Origin of the sequence: Vibrio sp. 99-8-1 (assembly GCF_013114595.1) — a bacterium.
In the GTDB taxonomy this organism is placed as follows: Bacteria; Pseudomonadota; Gammaproteobacteria; order Enterobacterales; family Vibrionaceae; genus Vibrio.
The window spans coordinates 126,082-143,213 of the sequence record NZ_VTXE01000010.1 but is presented as its reverse complement, the minus strand read 5'-3'; the positions used below and the strand labels follow the sequence as shown (position 1 = coordinate 143,213).

The window sequence follows — 17,132 nt, the reverse complement described above, 5'->3', positions numbered from 1 at the left end:
GGAAGAAGAAGAGCGCCAGATGTTGTTAGGGCTCGATAGTTAAATAAGCCCCCTTATAGGGGGCCAGTCAAAGCCACCTGCTCTGCAGGTGGATTATTTACTTTAGGCTTTAAATCGTCTATTGAAAATAGTGGCGATTAACCGCTACGGCTTATCAGTGCGATTGAGTGATCAGCTTTGCTATGTAGATGACAGCGACGGGCTTGTAGAAAAGGTCGACGGTTAGTTATCGCAAATTCTCGACCGTTAGCAACGTTTTTAAGATTTGTTTTTGAGATCTATTACTGATTATGAGCAAGCAAAATCACAGAATAAAGCGGATAAAGATATGCAACAAATTGGTTCAATAAGCTTAACATTTACTGAACTGGCTTTTATTTTACCATCGAAATAAATAAAAAACTGATCAAGGTCAATAAAAATCGATTGCTACTGCTCTCAGGGTTCAATTAAAGTTGAAACATTCAAAAAATATTGAATAATGGTTTAACAAATCGGAACGCATTTGCGTAAAACTACTTTGGATAGGAATCGACTCTTATGTCAAACAACTTCGTGTTAGTCATAAACTCAGGAAGTTCATCATTAAAATTCGCTGTTATAGACTCCGTGTCAGGTGACGCAGTGTTAAGCGGCTTAGGCGAATGTTTTGGTCTTGAAGATGCTCGTATAGGTTGGAAGTATAACGGAGAGAAATCTGAAGTAGCCATTACTGGTGATGGTAACCATCATAAAGCAGCAATCGCTCGTTTAGTTGAGTTGGTTAGCGAACTAGGCTTAACTGAGAGTCTTGTTGCTGTAGGGCACCGTGTTGTCCATGGTGGTGAAACATTTACCAAGTCCGTAGTCATTGACGAGAAGGTGATTGCTGATATTGAAGCTGTTCAAGATCTTGCTCCACTTCATAACCCAGCAAATATTCTGGGGATCAAAGCTGCTTTAGAGGCATTCCCTTCTCTTCCTCAAATTGCTGTATTCGATACGGCATTCCATCAAACGATGCCGGCAAAAGCCTTTACAGGGGCGATTTCTAATAAGCTCTATAAAGACTATGCGATTCGTCGTTATGGTTTCCACGGAACCAGCCATTATTATGTAAGCCGAGAAGCGGCTCAGATGCTAGACAAGCCAATTGAGCAAGCAAGCTTTATATCGGTTCATCTGGGCAACGGTGCTTCTGTCTGTGCGATTAAAGACGGAAAGAGCGTTGATACCTCAATGGGCTTTACACCTCTTGCCGGTTTGATGATGGGAACGCGTTGTGGTGATTTAGACCCTGGTATTATTGAGTTCTTGTTGAAGAAAGGTTGGTCACAAGATGAGATCTTTAATGAACTGAACAAGAACTCTGGCTTCTTAGGTGTTTCCGGGCTGACGAGTGATGCGCGAGGCATATTAGAAGCGATGGAAGAAGGACACAAAGGGGCGAAGCTGGCCTTCCAAGTGTTTACCTATCGTGTTGCTAAATACATCGGCTCTTACATGATCCCGTTAGACAGTTTAGATGCCATTATCTTTACTGGTGGTATCGGTGAAAACTCATTACCTATTCGTAGTGAGATCCTTGGCTATCTAAACTTGTTTGGATATAAAGAAGATAAAGAAGCCAATGAAGCGGCAAGATTTGGTAGCTGTGGTGTTATCACTGAAGCCAATAGCCCGATCGCTATGGTTATTCCAACCAATGAAGAGTTGGTTATTGCCCAAGATGCGGTTTCTCTGATTTAAGATGAACTATTGAGCTCCTTGTACAACCACGGGGCCGAAAAACAGAGCTCAGGATGATTCCTGAGCTTTGTCGTTTAAGGGAAGATGCAGATTAATCCTCTCGCCAATTCATATATTTATCGACAATGTTGTCATAAGCGGATTTACCATTGCTATCTTTATTCTGTTTGAGTAAATCTATGCCTCGTTGCATTTTTTCTACGTACACATCACTTGTTTCTAAATTAAAGGCATAATAAAGATTAACCGTTTCTAATACGCCCACGACTTCGAACTCATCGATATCAAGCCCAGCCTTTTCAATGGACCATAACACCACTTGTTCTTCGTAGGCGATTAACTGTACTCTGTCGTAATAAAGCATTTTGACCAGTGGAACGGCGGTGTTGGCGTGATCCATTCTTTCCAGTGGCACACCCGCTTTCATTGCTAGCTGCTCACCAATATCATCTAACACAACCCCCAGAGAGTAGTTTGTTATGTCACTGGGTTGGGTGATTTCAATATTATTTATCTTTTTTGCCAGAACGACGATCCGAGTCTCTCCAATTGGACCCGCCCATTTAAAGAGTGATTCTCTATGCGTAATTCGAGCCGTGGAAAACAGTACAGTGTTTGGGGTACTTCGTACAATTCGGTAGTCTCTTGGCCATGGGTAGAGCTTAATGGATTTTAGATCTACTTCCGATTCTACAAGCTGACTTGCCTGCAAAAGCATATCTACCGCAATACCATTTATTTTCCCGTTGCTGGTAAAGTTATAAGGTGGGTACTCTTCAGTATAGTAACGCAAGTCTGACAGCGCGTAACTGGCAGCAGAACAAAACATCAGGACAATAAACAGCACAATTGTTCTCATAGTCACCTATACCATTGTTAACACAAATTTAGCCTTACTTGTTATAAGGGTAGAACAAAATAGTTTCACCTGTCTGGATCTTTCCATTCTTTTGTGAAGAGATCGCTTTGATTGTTATTTCCGGTCACTAATCACAAATTGAGGCAATTTATATTTGCTTACCTGAAGGATAAAAAGCTGTTCTGCTAAACTGAGCAGATATAAAAATAAAATTGTACTTGGAAACTTCTGCTGAGTTTTGTCGATAGAAGTGACTTGGTTAATAATTAAAGTTAATGATTGCGGTTGTTAACTGTCTCGTTGTTTGGCTAATACGTATAAAACATGATCATAATATATATATTGATTGGGCTAGTTGGTTTGCTATTGCTTGTCTATATGGCTTATCAAGCTGGCACAAAGAATGCCGTAGAGTGCACGACCATCCCCTTATTTGTGTTAAATACACAAGGTGAAGTGATCCATCGGAACTCTGCAGCTAAAGATTTTTACCTACCGACTGTTCAAATCGAAGGAATGCAGTACATCAGTACTGATCTTGCCCTCTATCTGAAAGGAATAGGGGATGAGTCGAGCTTCTGTTATAAGTTTATCGATAGCGAACAAGAACGAGAGTTTAGCTTCGAAGGCCGAAAATGTTGGTTTAATGCCCAACAATATTGGTTGGTGTCCGTAAGACGTCAAGTCGATAAAGCATCAGCAGAAGAGAACTTGAAACAGAGCAAACGACTACTGCACCATATTATTCAGAGCTTGCCCGATGCGGTAGGTATGATGAATGACAATTACCAATATGAGGCTTGCAATGATGCGTTTGTGCAAGCCCTAAGGATCAGTTCACCAGATAAGCTTATTGGTAAACGATTGGTGGATGTTGCCGATCCTGACATTGCTGAGAAGTTTCTATTTTCCGATAAACGAGTACTGGAAACGGGTAAACAGTTTCACATTATTGATGAGACGTTTGATCGATTTGGTAATCGACAATGGTTAGAAGCAAGAAAAATTGCCTATATTGATCCCGTTACTCAAAAACGTGGTCTGTTTATATTTGCTCGGGATATCAGTGAAAAAGAGAGAGCAAAAGAGAAGTTGTCGGTAGCAAATAATGAACTTAAAAGGCTCTCATTCCTTGATGGGTTAACTAACATTGGTAATCGTCGTTATTTTGAAGAGACCTTAGTCGCTGAGTGGCAAAGCCATATTCAAACTCAAATGCCATTATCTCTAATTTGTTGTGAGGTGGATAGCTGGCAGGATATTGTTGAAGATATTGGTGTAAATGCATCAGAGAAAGTGCTTGTCGATCTTGCCGATAAGTTAGAAGGGTCACTTTTAAGAGTAGAAGACCGAGTGTATAGATACTCAGACAATGAGTTTATTTTTATTCTATCCAACACCAATGCTACCAGTGCCCAAGTGGTAAAAAAACGCGTTATTCAGCAACTTCATCAACTAGAGACTGAGGTTTCATCCCTTGCGATGAGAATCGAAGCTTATACCTGTTTTCCAGATGTAAAATTTTCACCAGAATCGGCAGTAAACCAACTAAAGACACAACTAACAAAAACAGAAGCGAATAGGTTAATGTGCGCGCAACATGTATCGGAGAGTGATGGTACAGGTAAAAGCGTGATTGACCGCCATTTTGTGGAGACCGAATAGCAATGTTGTTAGTTATAAGCTACAAATATAGTTAATAATGAATATATAATTATTACTACAACGAATAAAAAATTTGTGATGGCTGGGTATTTTGTACGCATCTTGCTGTGAAAGTAGTGAGGTGAACGATCTGTAGGTAGTTGACCTAATAATATGATGCCCTTAGTAAAATGGTTATTGCTGGTAACCACGTTTTTATACTCATCTATGTCTTTCGCGATTGCTGAAGAAAGACGCGATTTACCTGAAATTAAGTTTACCCCTCAAGAAATCTCATACCTTAATAACAAAGCCTCTTTAAGTGTCTGTATTGATCCTCAATGGATGCCGTTTGAGATGAACGATAATGGCAAGTATGTCGGATTAACCGCGGATTATATGGCGTTATTTGAAGCGTTAATTGGTAAGCCTATTCATCTGTTTAGTACTAAAACATGGCTTGATTCTGTTGAAGCAAGTAAATCTAAGCAATGTGATTTTTTATCTGCGGTGGCTGAGACACCTCAAAGACGCGAGTATCTAGAGTTTACAGACCCTTATTTTCATTCATCACTGGTTATTGCAACTGGGTTACATCAACCTTGGATTAATAATATTGATGATATCTCCGGTAATAAAATTGGTGTTGTAAAGGGTTACGCATCTGCTGAATTTATAGAGAATAACTACCCCGACATTGCGATAACGGAAGTTGATTCGTTGAAGCAAGGTTTAGAGTTAGTTGCAAAAGGTAAGCTTTTTGGCATGGTGGAAATGTTGGCAACGGTGGGGTATCAAATACAGCAAGAGTACATTGGTAGTTTAAAAATTAGCGGAAAGTTAGACCGTAAGTGGGACATTAGTGTCGGGGTCAATAAAGACCAACCACTGCTGACTTCAATATTTAATAAAGCAATTAACGCCATCCCTATGGAAGAGCATCAACGAGTGTTAAATAACTGGGTTTCTGTTTCTGTTAATCATGATGACCCAAATATGTTGAGTGATGCAGAGCTGGATTTTATTAGAAAACATCCAGTTATCCGTTTTAGAACACGTTCGAATCGTCCTCCTTTTGAGTTTGTACAAGATGGTAAAGTTGCAGGGTTGGCGATCGATTATATTTCGCTTATTGCTGAGCAGACTGGTTTTAAAGCTGAATTTGTTTTGGACGATAGACCTCAACCCGATGCATTTAATGAGATGGAAGTAGATGTTAATGCATTTGATACCTTGTTGTATTCAGTGAAAAATCAGCAAAGGGCAGAGCGCTTTTCGTTTGGCGATGCATTTTTGTCTTATCCCGTGATGATAGTGGTGAACAAGAACTTAGGTTACATCGGCGGCATAAATGATCTGTTTGGTCGCAATGTTGCCATGGAGAAAGGTTTTGTCACTACGAATTGGTTTAAAAGGGACTACCCGCTGATAGACCTAGTTGAAACTGCAAATACGGTTCAAGCATTGCGAATGGTCGATTCTGGCAACTCAGATGCTTATATAGGTAACTTGGCGATTGCTAATTATATGAAAGCAACCGGGGCTTTAGAGAACATTAAAATTGCCGCTCCTACCGAATACGCCAACGTTGATTACCGCTTTATTGCGCCGAAAAAATGGCCTGAACTAACATCCATATTGAATAAAGGCTTTCGATCTATTTCTCCTCATCAACACAGTTTAATTCAGCAGAACTGGTTTTCTCTTCAAACGATTGATAAAACAAATTATGGACTGACGTGGGCGATATTGATTGGAGCGCTAACGGTTATTGGCGGATTTATTATTTCTCATCGAAAAATCTCTAAAGCGAAACGTAAATTGGATTGGTTACTCATTGAACTAACGGAAACTAAGCGTTCATTAGAAGTCAAAAATCAGCAACTTCAAAAACTCTCTATTACTGATCGGCTAACAGGCCTTTATAACCGTTTAAAGTTGGAAGAAGTGTTGGCAAAAGAGTTTCATCGTTCATTTCGTTATAACGAGGTGTACAGCATTATGATGATAGATATTGATCACTTTAAGCGAGTAAATGACACCTATGGTCATCAAGTGGGTGATGTGGTGTTGCAAGAGATGTCGTTGCTATTTTTAAACAATATTCGAAAAGTTGACACGATAGGCCGATGGGGGGGAGAAGAGTTTTTAGTGATATGTCCTCATACGGACAGTGACAGTGCAGAAAAATTTGCTGAAATTCTACGAGCACAGGTGGAGAAAACACACTTTAAACAAGTGGAGAACTTGACCATTAGTTTTGGTGTTGCCAGTTATCAACCGCAAGATACCATAGAGTCGATGGTGTCGAGGGCAGATGAAGCGTTATATGAAGCCAAGTCTCTAGGAAGAAATAGAGTGGTCGCTAAGAAATAATCATTCACCAAGCTGTCGAAAGTACCTGAAGTACTGTATAAATATACATAAAAGTAATTGCATGTTGAGATAAGTTTAGTATTCTAACTGGCTTAAGCTGAACTAGAGTGCGTCACAATGATAGAAATTCAATATTTTAAAACCCCTTATGGTGAGTTGATACTGGGCAGTTTCGAAAACAAATTGTGTTTATGCGATTGGCGTTACAGAAAAATGCGAGAATCGCTAGATAAGAGAATTCAGTCCCGACTTAATAGCCATTATGTGGAGAGAGATAACGATCTGTTAAAGCTGACTCGCCTTCAATTCCAGCAGTATTTTCATTCTGAAAGAGTGTCGTTTGATTTGCCGTTATTACTTGTTGGTACAGAGTTTCAGAAGACAGTGTGGCATGCATTAATGAGCATTCCTTTCGGAGAAACCGCCACGTACTTAAATCTTGCTGAGAAGATAGAAAATAAAAGTGCTGTGCGTGCGGTCGCGAATGCCAACGGCGCAAATGCGATATCAATTATTGTGCCTTGTCATCGCATTATTGGCAGCAATGGCAAGCTCGTTGGCTATGCTGGCGGGCTTGAAACTAAACGTAAATTACTGCTGTTAGAGCAGGATATGTTTGCCCCTAACCGCCAGTGTTAGCTAGCCACCAAGCTGAAATAATCTACAGTTTCCAATCTTTCTGTTTTAACTCTAATAGTGAGGCGTATAAAGGCTTTCCACCTATGGCTTGGGCGATAAACGTTGCACCAAGGCAAGTGACCATTGTCGGCAGTATGAGTTGATAATTATTGGATATTTCGACGATCAAGACGACGCCAGTCAATGGAGTACGTAGACTGGCAGCGATTAATGCCCCCATTCCCGCCACAGCATACATACCGGGTTCAATTGGAATGTGTGAAGCGATATCTTCGATTAAAACACCGTAGGTTAAACCGAGAAATGTCCCCAAGGTTAAAATAGGGGCGAAGATCCCGCCGGGGGCGCCTGATCCAAAACAGACAATGGTACCAAACATCCGCAGTGCAAATATGGCAGCCATCACTAACCAAGGGGCGGGAGTGATGAAAATGTCGGCAATTGCTGGAAAACTGCCGCCAGAAAAAATAGGGAAGCTGACATGTAAGAACGAAAATAGCGCCCCTAAGCTGGCTCCTGTGATGACCAGCTTGGTGATATTGGTTTTGTGGTAATTTTTAAACCAGCTGGTGGTGGCGAGAATCCATCGATTGAAATAGACGCCAACAACACCAAAAACCATTCCTAAAAAAGCAAACGAGAGCAGCGATGATAGTGGTGGCGTTTCAAAATGTGGAATTTGCAATACCGCGTTTTGTCCGTTTAAGTATTCCATCACTACGGTGGCGGCAATGACCGCTAGTGTCACGCATTTTACCGAGGTGAAATTGTAACTAAACTGTCGCCTCATCTCTTCATTAACAAATAGAATAGCGGCGAGTGGAGTATTAAAAGCGGCGGCAATGCCAGCAGCGGATCCTGCGGCAATGAGTATATGTTGAGCATGCTCATATTTGTTGGATCTGCCTGCAACCATTCGTCCAATTGCGCCTCCTAACTGAATAGAAGGTCCCCCACGACCAAGAATCATACCTGAGCCGATGGTTAGAATCGCTGAGACAAATTTAATCGGTATTATTCGTCGCCAACGAATATCATGTTCGCCGACCAAGGCACCTTCAATATGTGGAATGCCACTGCCTTCAGCCTCAGGTGCAAAACGAAATGTTAGCCAGAACCCTAAACCGGCCATTACTGCGCCGCTAAATACAATCAGTGATGCTTGAATTAGAAACTCATCAGGGGATTGGTAATCGATAAAAGCGGTTCGGTAATCGAGAATCCAATTAATTATGATATTAAAGTATGAAACGACGCCGCCGGCAATGACACCGACAATTCCGGAAAGTAATACAACGACAAAATAATCAGACTGAGAAGAGAAAAAATTAGGAATACGGGCAGGTCTGGATAATTTTGCCATGATATAAAGTAACACTCCCTGTGTCGTCTGTATTTATGATGATTGGACCAACTCTATGTTTTCTTTTGGTCTAACTGCACTTGCAAAATAGCGTGGATATTTTGCGTTTTAGTCGCGTCTCGAATAGAGCAAGAGATTAGAGTGCATATACTAACACAAACGACAGTTCTCATAAGAGATATCTAAATTTTAAAAATGTAAACTAAAGTCACAAAAATCGATTATATCCCCTCTATCATTTGCGTTTCCGTCAATTTGAACCACACTTAATTTGTAAGGCAAGAGAAACCCTATAACACGGAGGACATTGGAGTCTTACATACAATTTGATTGGATTAAATATCAATTCATGTTCCTCGTATTTCTTTGGGAAACATACTGTTGTTATCCCATTCCGCATACTCACGATTGAGTAACGAGGTGTTTAAGGCGTACTTTTATATTGTACGCCTTTTTGCATTTTCAGCGTTGTAAAAATCCCCTATACTGCTTTTTTGTTTTATAAGTAAGTTCACTTCATGCATAAAGTACCAACCACCATTATTACGGGTTTTCTTGGCGTAGGGAAAACCACAACCATACTTAATTTATTAAAGAACAAGCCGACCGATGAATCGTGGGCTGTGTTGGTGAATGAGTTTGGTGAAATTGGTATAGATGGCGCAATGTTGACTGATCAAGGGGCACTGATTAAAGAAGTGCCGGGTGGATGCATGTGTTGTACTGCTGGTGTACCTATGTCGGTAGGAATAAACGCGTTACTTAGACAAAAACCAGATCGTTTGCTGATCGAGCCGACTGGATTGGGGCACCCTAAGCAAGTGATTGCGACGTTAACGTCGCCACAATATGCAGATTATGTCGATTTAAAGGCGACGATTGCGCTTGTCGACCCCCGTAACTTATCCGATAAAAAGCATTTAGAAAACCAAAACTTTAATGATCAACTCGAGTGCGCAGAAATCATTATTGGCAACAAGGTTGACCAGTGTTCAGAGCAAGATATCCAATGTTTTCAGCACTGGTTAGAGGTGCAAACCCCGAGCAAGTTGGCAAGTCACCTTGTAGAAAAGGGAGAGTTTAATCCTGAGCTGCTAAATATCGATAGAACAGCAGAGTCATCGTCTAGCAGTATTGCCGCTCATCATCATGAACATGCTGCAATGGAGCCTCAATTTGAGCTACCTCCAGAACAGAGCTTTGCGCGTAAAGAGAACCAAGGGCAGGGGTACTACAGCTGCGGTTGGCTGTTTGGCGCGGAAATCAGTTTTAACTTTGAACTGCTGTTTTCTATGTTTAGTGAGTTAACCGCTGAGCGGGTAAAAGCGGTTGTTAACACAGATCAAGGCTGTTACGCATTTAATGTCGCGAATGCTGTGGTCTCTGTAAATGAACTCAGTTTGAGTGGATTTGAATCTCGCATTGAGGTTATAGACAGCCAGCTTATGCCATGGGACGATTTGGAGTCGTTGTTACTAAATATCGCCAAAATGGATTAGGCGAGTTAGCTTGCCGAAGAGTTAAAATTAGCTTATTTGCTGGCTAATGATCGATTGAAGCCAGCGAATTTTCTCATCGTTTGATTTGCGTTTATAACAAAGTAGATAGATGTTGAAGTCTGCTACTGGAATAGGCGGCTCCATCACCACAAGTTGTTCTCCCAGTCCTGAGGCCAGTGCCATCTTCTCAGGAACAATGGCGAGCAAATCTCTCGTTTCAATCAGTTTTCTAATGGTTAAGAAATTTCGAGATGCAATGGTCACACGTCTCTTAAGCCCTAGAGTTTGCAGTTGTTTATCCACTTGAGTGGTGAAGTGACCATCAGGGCTGACCATCGCTTGCTCGATATTGACAAACTCATCAAGGGATAACTCGTTTCTGCCCGCGAGTAGTGTTCGGTTTGCTAAACAAACATGTTTTTCGGTATATAAAAACTGGCTGGTAAAATCGTTGTCAGGAACATCAATACTGCCAAGTACAATATCTAATTTTTCCTGCTCGGCAATCGCGACGTAGTTTTGTCGGTTTACATTGACGAAACTTACTTGAGCGTCGGGTGCGCTATGTAAAATCGCGTCGTAAAGGCTTGGGCCAAAAATATACTCCGCGTAGTCGGTGAGGCCTATTTTGCAGACGCCCTGATATCGACTGGCTTGAAATGGCTCTTTGACCAGTAAGTCATGCTGAACTTGTTCAAGTAATCGTTCGATTTTAGGTGCTATGACATGAGCGTAATCTGTTGCTACCATTTTGTGATTTTTTCGCTCAAACAGCACATCACCGAATAGCTGTCTTAATCTTGCTAAACTATGGCTCATGGCGGATTGGCTGACAAAACTTTTCTCTGCTGCAACAGTCACGCTTTGATAACGGTAAAGATAATTGAAGGTTACCAGTAGGTTGAGGTCAATGTTTTTCCAGCTAGTTCTGTTTGTCACTTTTTAATCCTATTTAATTAATAGTTTGAATTAGTATTATTAATTGGATTAATTATAAGCTTTTTTTTACATTGTTGTTAACAGCATTAACTAGGAATAAACAAAATATGTTGGCAATTTTTAAAGTGTTTTTCGCGTTGGGGTGTATTAGTTTTGGGGGCCCCGCCGCTCATATTGGTTACTTTCGTCAAGCATTTGTAGAAAAGCGAAAATGGTTAGACGAGAATGAATATGGTCAGTTGGTCGCATTGAGTCAGTTTTTACCGGGGCCAGGATCAAGCCAAGTTGGTTTTGCACTAGGTTATAAAAAAGGTGGCGTTTGGGGCGGCGTGATGGCCTTTTTAGGGTTTACCCTTCCGTCTGTTGTGTTTATGTTGTTGCTGGTTTTTCTTAGCCATAGCTTAACGGACTCAACGTTATTTCAAAGTGTTATTCACGGCCTTAAGCTGCTTGCCGTCGTTGTGGTTGCCGATGCAACGTGGGGAATGTACAAAAACTTCTGTCAAAGTAAGTTAACAGTTTTCCTTTGCCTATTTACCGCCACGATACTTCTCGTTTTTTCAGGAGTGGCTAGTCAAGTTGCGGTACTGCTATTTGCTAGCGTTGTTGGATTGAAATATTTAAAGTCACAACCAATGAGTAGCAATGAAAAAGCGTTTAAGCCAAATTTTCTACCTTTAATCCTTTTTGTCATTCTGCTATTTGGTTTACCCCTCGTGGCAAGTAGCACACCACTAGTGAAAATGGTCAGTGATTTTTTCACCGCAGGGAGTTTGGTGTTTGGTGGTGGTCATGTTGTTCTGCCATTGCTAGAGAGCATGGTAGGTGATCAGTTAAGCCAAGATCTGTTTTTAACCGGTTATGCTGCGGCGCAAGCGGTGCCGGGTCCAATGTTTACTTTTGCGACATATTTGGGGTACGAACTATGGCCTCAATCTCCGGTATTAGGGGCGTTAATGGCGACCTTAGCGGTATTCTTACCGGGATTTCTATTGTTGCTAAGCGTATTAAAAAACTGGCAAAGTTTGGCGTCCAATCAATATGTAGCTGGGGCATTACGTGGGGTTAATGCAGCGGTGGTCGGTTTGTTGTTGGCGGCACTTTATCAACCTGTATTTGTGAGTGCAGTTGTCTCCTCGGTTGATTTTGCTTTGATACTGGCGGGCGCATATCTTCTTAAACAGTTAAAGCTGCCGATAGTCTGGTTGGTGTTATTTTTTATGCTGTCAGGCGCGATGGTACCATTGCTGTCAATAGGGTGATGAATGATGCTTTAAAACATTGAGAGAAAAAAGAGTCAGCCGATATAGCGACTGACTCTTATATTCATTACTCAAGTGACCTCAAGGTGCAGGGTTAAGAGCTGCATTAACAGGGTCAGTTCAAGAAAGATAAGCGAAGGAATGGCATTTCCTTGTAAGGTTATCTAACGCTTGTTTCTCAGATAGCGCTTGCGACGTTCCAATTTCTTCTTCGCTTTTAACTCTTCTTTTTGAGCGTTGTCTATTTCGACTTCCACTAGCTCTTTCGTGATCATCTCTGGTAGCTCTAGAGTGATATTCCCTAATGTTCCATCGCGCAGTTCATGAAGCAATATTTCTGAAGCTTTATGAAGATCGACTCTTCCTCCGGCACGTAAACAGCCTCTCTGGCGCCCAATGGCTTCCATTAAATCCAGCTCTGTGGTCGGTAAATCTTCCAGCTTGTAACGATCTTTTAGCCGCTCAGGATAGTGAGAGGCCAAATATTCAACAGTATAAAATGCAACCTCATCATACTCCATCGCAGTATCTTTAATCGCGCCTGTGGCAGCCAAACGAAAGCCGCTGTGTGGATTTTCTACCTTGGGCCACAATATTCCCGGTGTATCTGAAAGAACAATACCGTTTTGTAAATTGATTCGTTGTTGACGACGAGTCACCGCTGGCTGATTGCCTGTTTGAGCAATGGTTCGACCTGCTAATGTATTAATTATGGTCGATTTACCGACATTCGGAATGCCCATAATCATGGTTCGGATGTTTTTGCCTAACTCTTCTCGGTGGGGAGCTAGTTTCCGGCAAAGCTCCATAATTTTATGCACTTCCTGAGGGTTAGCCGTCGTAATGGCCATCGCCTTCACTTGGTTTTCTTTTTCAAAATGGTCGATCCACAATTGGGTCAATTCTGGATCGGCAAGGTCTCTTTTATTCAGTACTTTAACGCAAGGTTTGTCACCACGAAGAGTAGAGATTAAAGGGTTTTCACTACTAAATGGAATTCTTGCATCAAGGACCTCGATGATGACATCTATTTGAGGGACAACTTCTTCAATTTCCTTTCGTGCTTTATGCATATGTCCCGGAAACCATTGGATTTTGTTGTTAACCATTAAAAATTTTGCCTTTATATATTTGTTTCGCTGATGGGGAATAAGATGGTTTCGCAAAGAAGAAGGATAAACATAGATGTAGTTTGCGCAATCATTGCTCTAAGGCCATCGTAGCGTTTGATGGCGGAATATTAACATTAATTAGTGCATGCTGGAATGTCATCAACATAGTTGTTGATAAGAATTATCAGCATTGAGCCGGTTAGCTGGCGCGAAACGGATGACCTCTGTATTTCAGTATACGTTAGGTCTGAAAACTACCTATGCATTTTATATAGCATTAACAGCGAAATTTTGATTTTGAAATGCTATATAACCTGAGTGCTTAGTCCGTAAAATTACCATTATCAGTATCTCTATTGGTTATGAAAAAATGGTAGATTTCGGCTTAGCGTTAAAGATATATCGAGCTTCAAGATCGATAAGTCAGAGTGAGTTAGTCGGTATACTCACGACAAAGGATCCAAAACTGTCAGGTGTTGATGTAGTGACTATCAGTCGTTGGGAAAATGGTGTTGTTATGCCAAGCCATAAACGACAAGTTGACGTTTTTGCGGCGCTTGGATACTGCTATTTTGACTTCATAAATCACCACCGAGATGTGATTAAGGGGGAATGTGATTTCCCTAAGATAAAAAAAGCCTATGCGTGGGAAACATCTCATTCAGTTAAAGTTTGTGACATTAACTACCAAAAGATAAAACTGAAAATGTCTGAAGATGACACGGAATATTGTTTGTTATATTCAGATCCTCTAGGTGTTCCCGTTGGACATGTGAATTATAAATTGATTGATAAGGTTGGGCGTCGAGATAATTTACAGATTAAAGATGTAACCGAAATTAATAGCGAAAAAAAGCTAATTATAAAATATATTTTTTGCTTGGGAGAAGAGATTGCAATTCATATGTTAGGTTTAATATCTAGATGCATTTTGAGCGGTTCGGTGAAATCGGTAGAATTTGTGAGTGGAAACAAAAAATCGGCAGAATTTCGATTCTTGAAATCACTTGGTTTTAAATCCGCAATGCACAAGGTAGCAACCCCTTCAATTTCACTGTCATATTATGATGTAGTATTTAATCAAGAGCTATTTAACTGTACGCTAAAGTTAATTCATGAAGGAGTTATTCATGAAAATTGCTAAACGGTGTGTGCTTGCGTACGGCAAGGTTTTGAATATTTAAGAAATTTCTTATGTTTTAGTGGCCTTAGACTTATATATTTAATAACTTGATTGACTGAAAATATCACCACTTTGCATAAGTTTTGATTACGGTGTTATGGTTATAAATTTTGGATATATACTAAAAAAGGCGAGACATGAGCTAGGTATTAACCGAAGTGAGATGATATCGATACTAGATTTATCGTCAGAACATGGCAGCAATGCCGATACGGTTTCAGTTTGTCGATGGGAAAATAATACTATTTCTCCTTGCCATCGAAGACAGGTTGACTTGTTAAGACGACTGGGTATTGAGATGATTGATCTGGTGGATGAGCAAGCGCTAAATTTAGAGAAAGCGACCACTAAAAAACAAATTGTTGATAAGTATGTACCAGCCACATGTTGGGATTTTACTGACGAAGTTAAAACAAACGGAGACATATATTTTAGGGAGATTATCGCGAATGATTGCAATGAAATCAGTTATATTTTCAGTGATGCTCATGGTGTAACAATAGGGCAGATTATATTTTTTATTAAACAGCCGGGTGATTTTGCAGATAATAAAGTTTTAGTAATAAAGTCTATATTTTGCAGTAATAAAGAGATTATGTTGAGAATATTAAATCTACTGTTGTCGAAAGTAGCTTCTCGTCAGGTATCCTCGATTATTTATACGGCGACAAGTAGAACATCGCATGTGATTAAATTTTTGAAAAAGATTGGATTTGAAAGTCACGTTAAAAAAGTGGATAGCTACCAAGTATCGTTATCATACAAAGATGTGGTTGCTAATAATAAGCTTTTTATTCTTTCATGTGGCAATGTGTTCCTGAATAAATTTCTCCATGTTGATGAAGTCAAAGATTCTGCTCTTTAAACCACTAAGCTATGTGAGTAAAAACGATTTAGTCAAAGTGATGTTTTCGGCTATGTTAAGTCGCTCTATCAATAGTCCTATTGATAGAGTTTTTTTTTATTCTTTATATTTTCAGCTGAAATTTATTTTAGTGATGATTAGCAACCGAATTGATAGGTTAGTTAACATACAATTATTTCTAAGCCTCTAAGCCTCTAAGCCTCTAAGCCTCTAAGCCTCTAAGCCTCTAAGCCTCTAAGCCACTTTGTGTAGTGAGTTCGAGGTGTCATCTCGAATGTGATTCAAAATAGTATCTCACTTGTAAGTACGATTTCTTCAAGCACGCTGCTTAAGTCGTTGGTTAATGCCGCTACAATTTTTTCTAATCTCCTTTGAAGTATGAACAAGGTCATTAAATTTCATTCACCAATTTAGTAAAATGGCAAAATACAGGTTAATAATACCGTCCAATTCTTAATGATTCATGAAATTTATACCTATAAGGAGCTAACATGCTTATCAGTCAGCGATCTTACGCTGGGACATTAGAATCAAGCGATTTGTTAGTGGAAGTCTTTCCATCGGAAACAAATGAACTCGAAATCGAAATTACCAGCTCTGTCGAAAAACAGTTCAAAAAAGCCATCTTAAAAGTCGTTCAGAACACCTTGTTTGAGATGCATGTCGAGACCGGTTGTGTAACCGTTAATGATAAAGGTGCGCTTGATTGCATCATACGCGCTAGAGTTCAGGCTGCAGTGATGCGAGCGACAGAAACTGAAGAGATTGAATGGAGCGTATTGTCATGAGTAAATTACGACGAAGTATGCTTTTCGTTCCTAGTTCAAATGCCGCCATGTTGAGCAATAGTTTTATCTATACCCCTGATGCCATTATGTTTGATTTGGAGGATTCGGTATCAATACGGGAAAAAGATACCGCAAGAATGTTGGTATTCAATGCTCTACAACATCCACTATATAAAGAGATAGAAACCGTTGTTCGCGTCAATAGCCTTGATTCTAAATATGGTCGCGATGATGTTAAAGCGGTAGTTAAGGCCGGGGTTAATGTCGTGCGCCTTGCTAAAACGGATACCGTTCAAGATGTTATTGATATGGAAAATGCCATCACAGATGCTGAAAAGCAGTTTGGACGAAAAGTAGGAAGCACGGGGATGCTGGCTGCGATTGAATCCGCTCAAGGTATCAATAATGCGGTAGATATCGCAATGGCTTCTAAACGATTAATTGGCATAGCTTTGGGGGCGGAAGATTATGTTCGTGACCTAAAGACACAGCGGACCGCAGAAGGTACAGAGCTGTTATTTGCCCGATGCACTATTTTACAAGCGGCTCGTGCTGCTGGAATCATGGCGTTTGATACCGTCTATTCAGATGCAAATAATGAAGAAGGTTTCTTAAAAGAAGCGGCTCATATTAAATCCTTAGGCTTTGATGGAAAATCACTCATCAACCCACGGCAAATCGAACTGATACATAACTTGTTTGCTCCGACACAAAAAGAAGTTGATCACGCGATAGCCGTCATTGAAGCTGCGGAAGAAGCTGAGTCGCAAGGCATGGGTGTTGCTTCTCTTAATGGCAAAATGGTGGATGCTCCGGTCATTGAAAGAGCACGCTGGACACTACAACGTGCAGAATCTGGAATTAGGCAGTAATAG

Annotated in this window: 14 protein-coding genes; 10 read left to right on the top strand and 4 right to left on the bottom strand. The window is 40.5% G+C overall.

The window, feature by feature from the left end; translation table 11 throughout:
• Window positions 1-540: 540 nt before the first annotated feature.
• Window positions 541-1,728, top strand: a complete 1,188-nt coding sequence (locus F0227_RS07600; RefSeq protein WP_171752588.1) for an acetate/propionate family kinase — start codon at window positions 541-543, stop codon at window positions 1,726-1,728.
• Window positions 1,729-1,819: 91 nt separating this feature from the next.
• On the opposite strand, the gene F0227_RS07595 is transcribed toward F0227_RS07600, so the two are convergent.
• On the bottom strand, window positions 1,820-2,587 hold the full coding sequence (locus tag F0227_RS07595; RefSeq protein WP_171752587.1) for a transporter substrate-binding domain-containing protein: 768 nt from the start codon (window positions 2,585-2,587) through the stop codon (window positions 1,820-1,822).
• A gap of 324 nt (window positions 2,588-2,911) precedes the next feature.
• Between F0227_RS07595 and F0227_RS07590 the strand changes: the two genes are divergently transcribed.
• The 3 genes from F0227_RS07590 to F0227_RS07580 all read left to right on the top strand — a co-directional run bounded on the left by F0227_RS07590 (window position 2,912) and on the right by F0227_RS07580 (window position 7,246).
• Window positions 2,912-4,252 (top strand): diguanylate cyclase, encoded by a 1,341-nt coding sequence (locus F0227_RS07590; protein ID WP_171752586.1) that lies wholly within the window; start codon window positions 2,912-2,914, stop codon window positions 4,250-4,252.
• Between the two features lie 153 nt (window positions 4,253-4,405).
• Window positions 4,406-6,607, top strand: a complete 2,202-nt coding sequence (locus F0227_RS07585; RefSeq protein WP_171752585.1) for a transporter substrate-binding domain-containing protein — start codon at window positions 4,406-4,408, stop codon at window positions 6,605-6,607.
• A 117-nt stretch (window positions 6,608-6,724) separates the two neighbouring features.
• Window positions 6,725-7,246, top strand: coding sequence for a methylated-DNA--[protein]-cysteine S-methyltransferase (locus F0227_RS07580; protein WP_171752584.1), 522 nt, complete (start codon window positions 6,725-6,727; stop codon window positions 7,244-7,246).
• A 22-nt stretch (window positions 7,247-7,268) separates the two neighbouring features.
• Here F0227_RS07580 and clcA read toward each other — a convergent pair whose 3' ends face one another.
• Window positions 7,269-8,609: a H(+)/Cl(-) exchange transporter ClcA gene (gene clcA, locus F0227_RS07575; RefSeq protein WP_171752583.1), complete on the bottom strand. Its 1,341-nt coding sequence runs from the start codon at window positions 8,607-8,609 to the stop codon at window positions 7,269-7,271.
• A 518-nt stretch (window positions 8,610-9,127) separates the two neighbouring features.
• On the opposite strand from clcA, the gene F0227_RS07570 reads away from it, so the two are divergent.
• On the top strand, window positions 9,128-10,108 hold the full coding sequence (locus F0227_RS07570) for a GTP-binding protein (protein WP_171752582.1): 981 nt from the start codon (window positions 9,128-9,130) through the stop codon (window positions 10,106-10,108).
• A gap of 27 nt (window positions 10,109-10,135) precedes the next feature.
• Here the strand turns inward: F0227_RS07570 and F0227_RS07565 are convergent, their stop codons facing one another.
• The gene (locus F0227_RS07565; RefSeq protein WP_171752581.1) at window positions 10,136-11,047 is read right to left on the bottom strand and encodes a LysR substrate-binding domain-containing protein; all 912 of its coding nucleotides are present in this window, start codon (window positions 11,045-11,047) and stop codon (window positions 10,136-10,138) included.
• 107 nt (window positions 11,048-11,154) lie between these two features.
• On the opposite strand from F0227_RS07565, the gene chrA reads away from it, so the two are divergent.
• Entirely contained in the window at window positions 11,155-12,309 is a 1,155-nt protein-coding gene (gene chrA, locus F0227_RS07560) for a chromate efflux transporter (RefSeq protein WP_171752580.1), read from the top strand.
• A 164-nt stretch (window positions 12,310-12,473) separates the two neighbouring features.
• On the opposite strand, the gene ylqF is transcribed toward chrA, so the two are convergent.
• Window positions 12,474-13,418, bottom strand: coding sequence for a ribosome biogenesis GTPase YlqF (gene ylqF, locus F0227_RS07555; protein WP_171752579.1), 945 nt, complete (start codon window positions 13,416-13,418; stop codon window positions 12,474-12,476).
• Between the two features lie 487 nt (window positions 13,419-13,905).
• On the opposite strand from ylqF, the gene F0227_RS07550 reads away from it, so the two are divergent.
• The 4 genes from F0227_RS07550 (at window position 13,906) to citE (ending at window position 17,129) form a co-directional block, all read left to right on the top strand.
• Window positions 13,906-14,565 carry a hypothetical protein gene (locus tag F0227_RS07550; RefSeq protein WP_171752578.1) on the top strand — a complete coding sequence of 220 codons (660 nt, stop codon included), beginning with the start codon at window positions 13,906-13,908 and terminating at the stop codon, window positions 14,563-14,565.
• 337 nt (window positions 14,566-14,902) lie between these two features.
• On the top strand, window positions 14,903-15,469 hold the full coding sequence (locus F0227_RS07545) for a hypothetical protein (RefSeq protein WP_171752577.1): 567 nt from the start codon (window positions 14,903-14,905) through the stop codon (window positions 15,467-15,469).
• Between the two features lie 491 nt (window positions 15,470-15,960).
• A complete protein-coding gene (citD, locus tag F0227_RS07540) occupies window positions 15,961-16,257 on the top strand; it encodes a citrate lyase acyl carrier protein (protein WP_171752576.1) in 297 nt (98 codons plus the stop codon).
• Window positions 16,254-17,129, top strand: a complete 876-nt coding sequence (gene citE, locus F0227_RS07535; RefSeq protein ID WP_171752575.1) for a citrate (pro-3S)-lyase subunit beta — start codon at window positions 16,254-16,256, stop codon at window positions 17,127-17,129. The genes citD and citE overlap by 4 nt, the downstream gene beginning before the upstream one ends.
• The last annotated feature ends 3 nt before the right edge of the window (window positions 17,130-17,132 follow it).

Coding starts and splice junctions, on each gene's coding strand:
- F0227_RS07600 (WP_171752588.1), top strand. CDS start 541: ATGTCAAACAACTTCGTGTTAGTCATAAACTCAGGAAGTTCATCATTA.
- F0227_RS07595 (WP_171752587.1), bottom strand. CDS start 2,587: ATGAGAACAATTGTGCTGTTTATTGTCCTGATGTTTTGTTCTGCTGCC.
- F0227_RS07590 (WP_171752586.1), top strand. CDS start 2,912: ATGATCATAATATATATATTGATTGGGCTAGTTGGTTTGCTATTGCTT.
- F0227_RS07585 (WP_171752585.1), top strand. CDS start 4,406: ATGATGCCCTTAGTAAAATGGTTATTGCTGGTAACCACGTTTTTATAC.
- F0227_RS07580 (WP_171752584.1), top strand. CDS start 6,725: ATGATAGAAATTCAATATTTTAAAACCCCTTATGGTGAGTTGATACTG.
- clcA (WP_171752583.1), bottom strand. CDS start 8,609: ATGGCAAAATTATCCAGACCTGCCCGTATTCCTAATTTTTTCTCTTCT.
- F0227_RS07570 (WP_171752582.1), top strand. CDS start 9,128: ATGCATAAAGTACCAACCACCATTATTACGGGTTTTCTTGGCGTAGGG.
- chrA (WP_171752580.1), top strand. CDS start 11,155: ATGTTGGCAATTTTTAAAGTGTTTTTCGCGTTGGGGTGTATTAGTTTT.
- ylqF (WP_171752579.1), bottom strand. CDS start 13,418: ATGGTTAACAACAAAATCCAATGGTTTCCGGGACATATGCATAAAGCA.
- F0227_RS07545 (WP_171752577.1), top strand. CDS start 14,903: ATGATTGATCTGGTGGATGAGCAAGCGCTAAATTTAGAGAAAGCGACC.
- citD (WP_171752576.1), top strand. CDS start 15,961: ATGCTTATCAGTCAGCGATCTTACGCTGGGACATTAGAATCAAGCGAT.
- citE (WP_171752575.1), top strand. CDS start 16,254: ATGAGTAAATTACGACGAAGTATGCTTTTCGTTCCTAGTTCAAATGCC.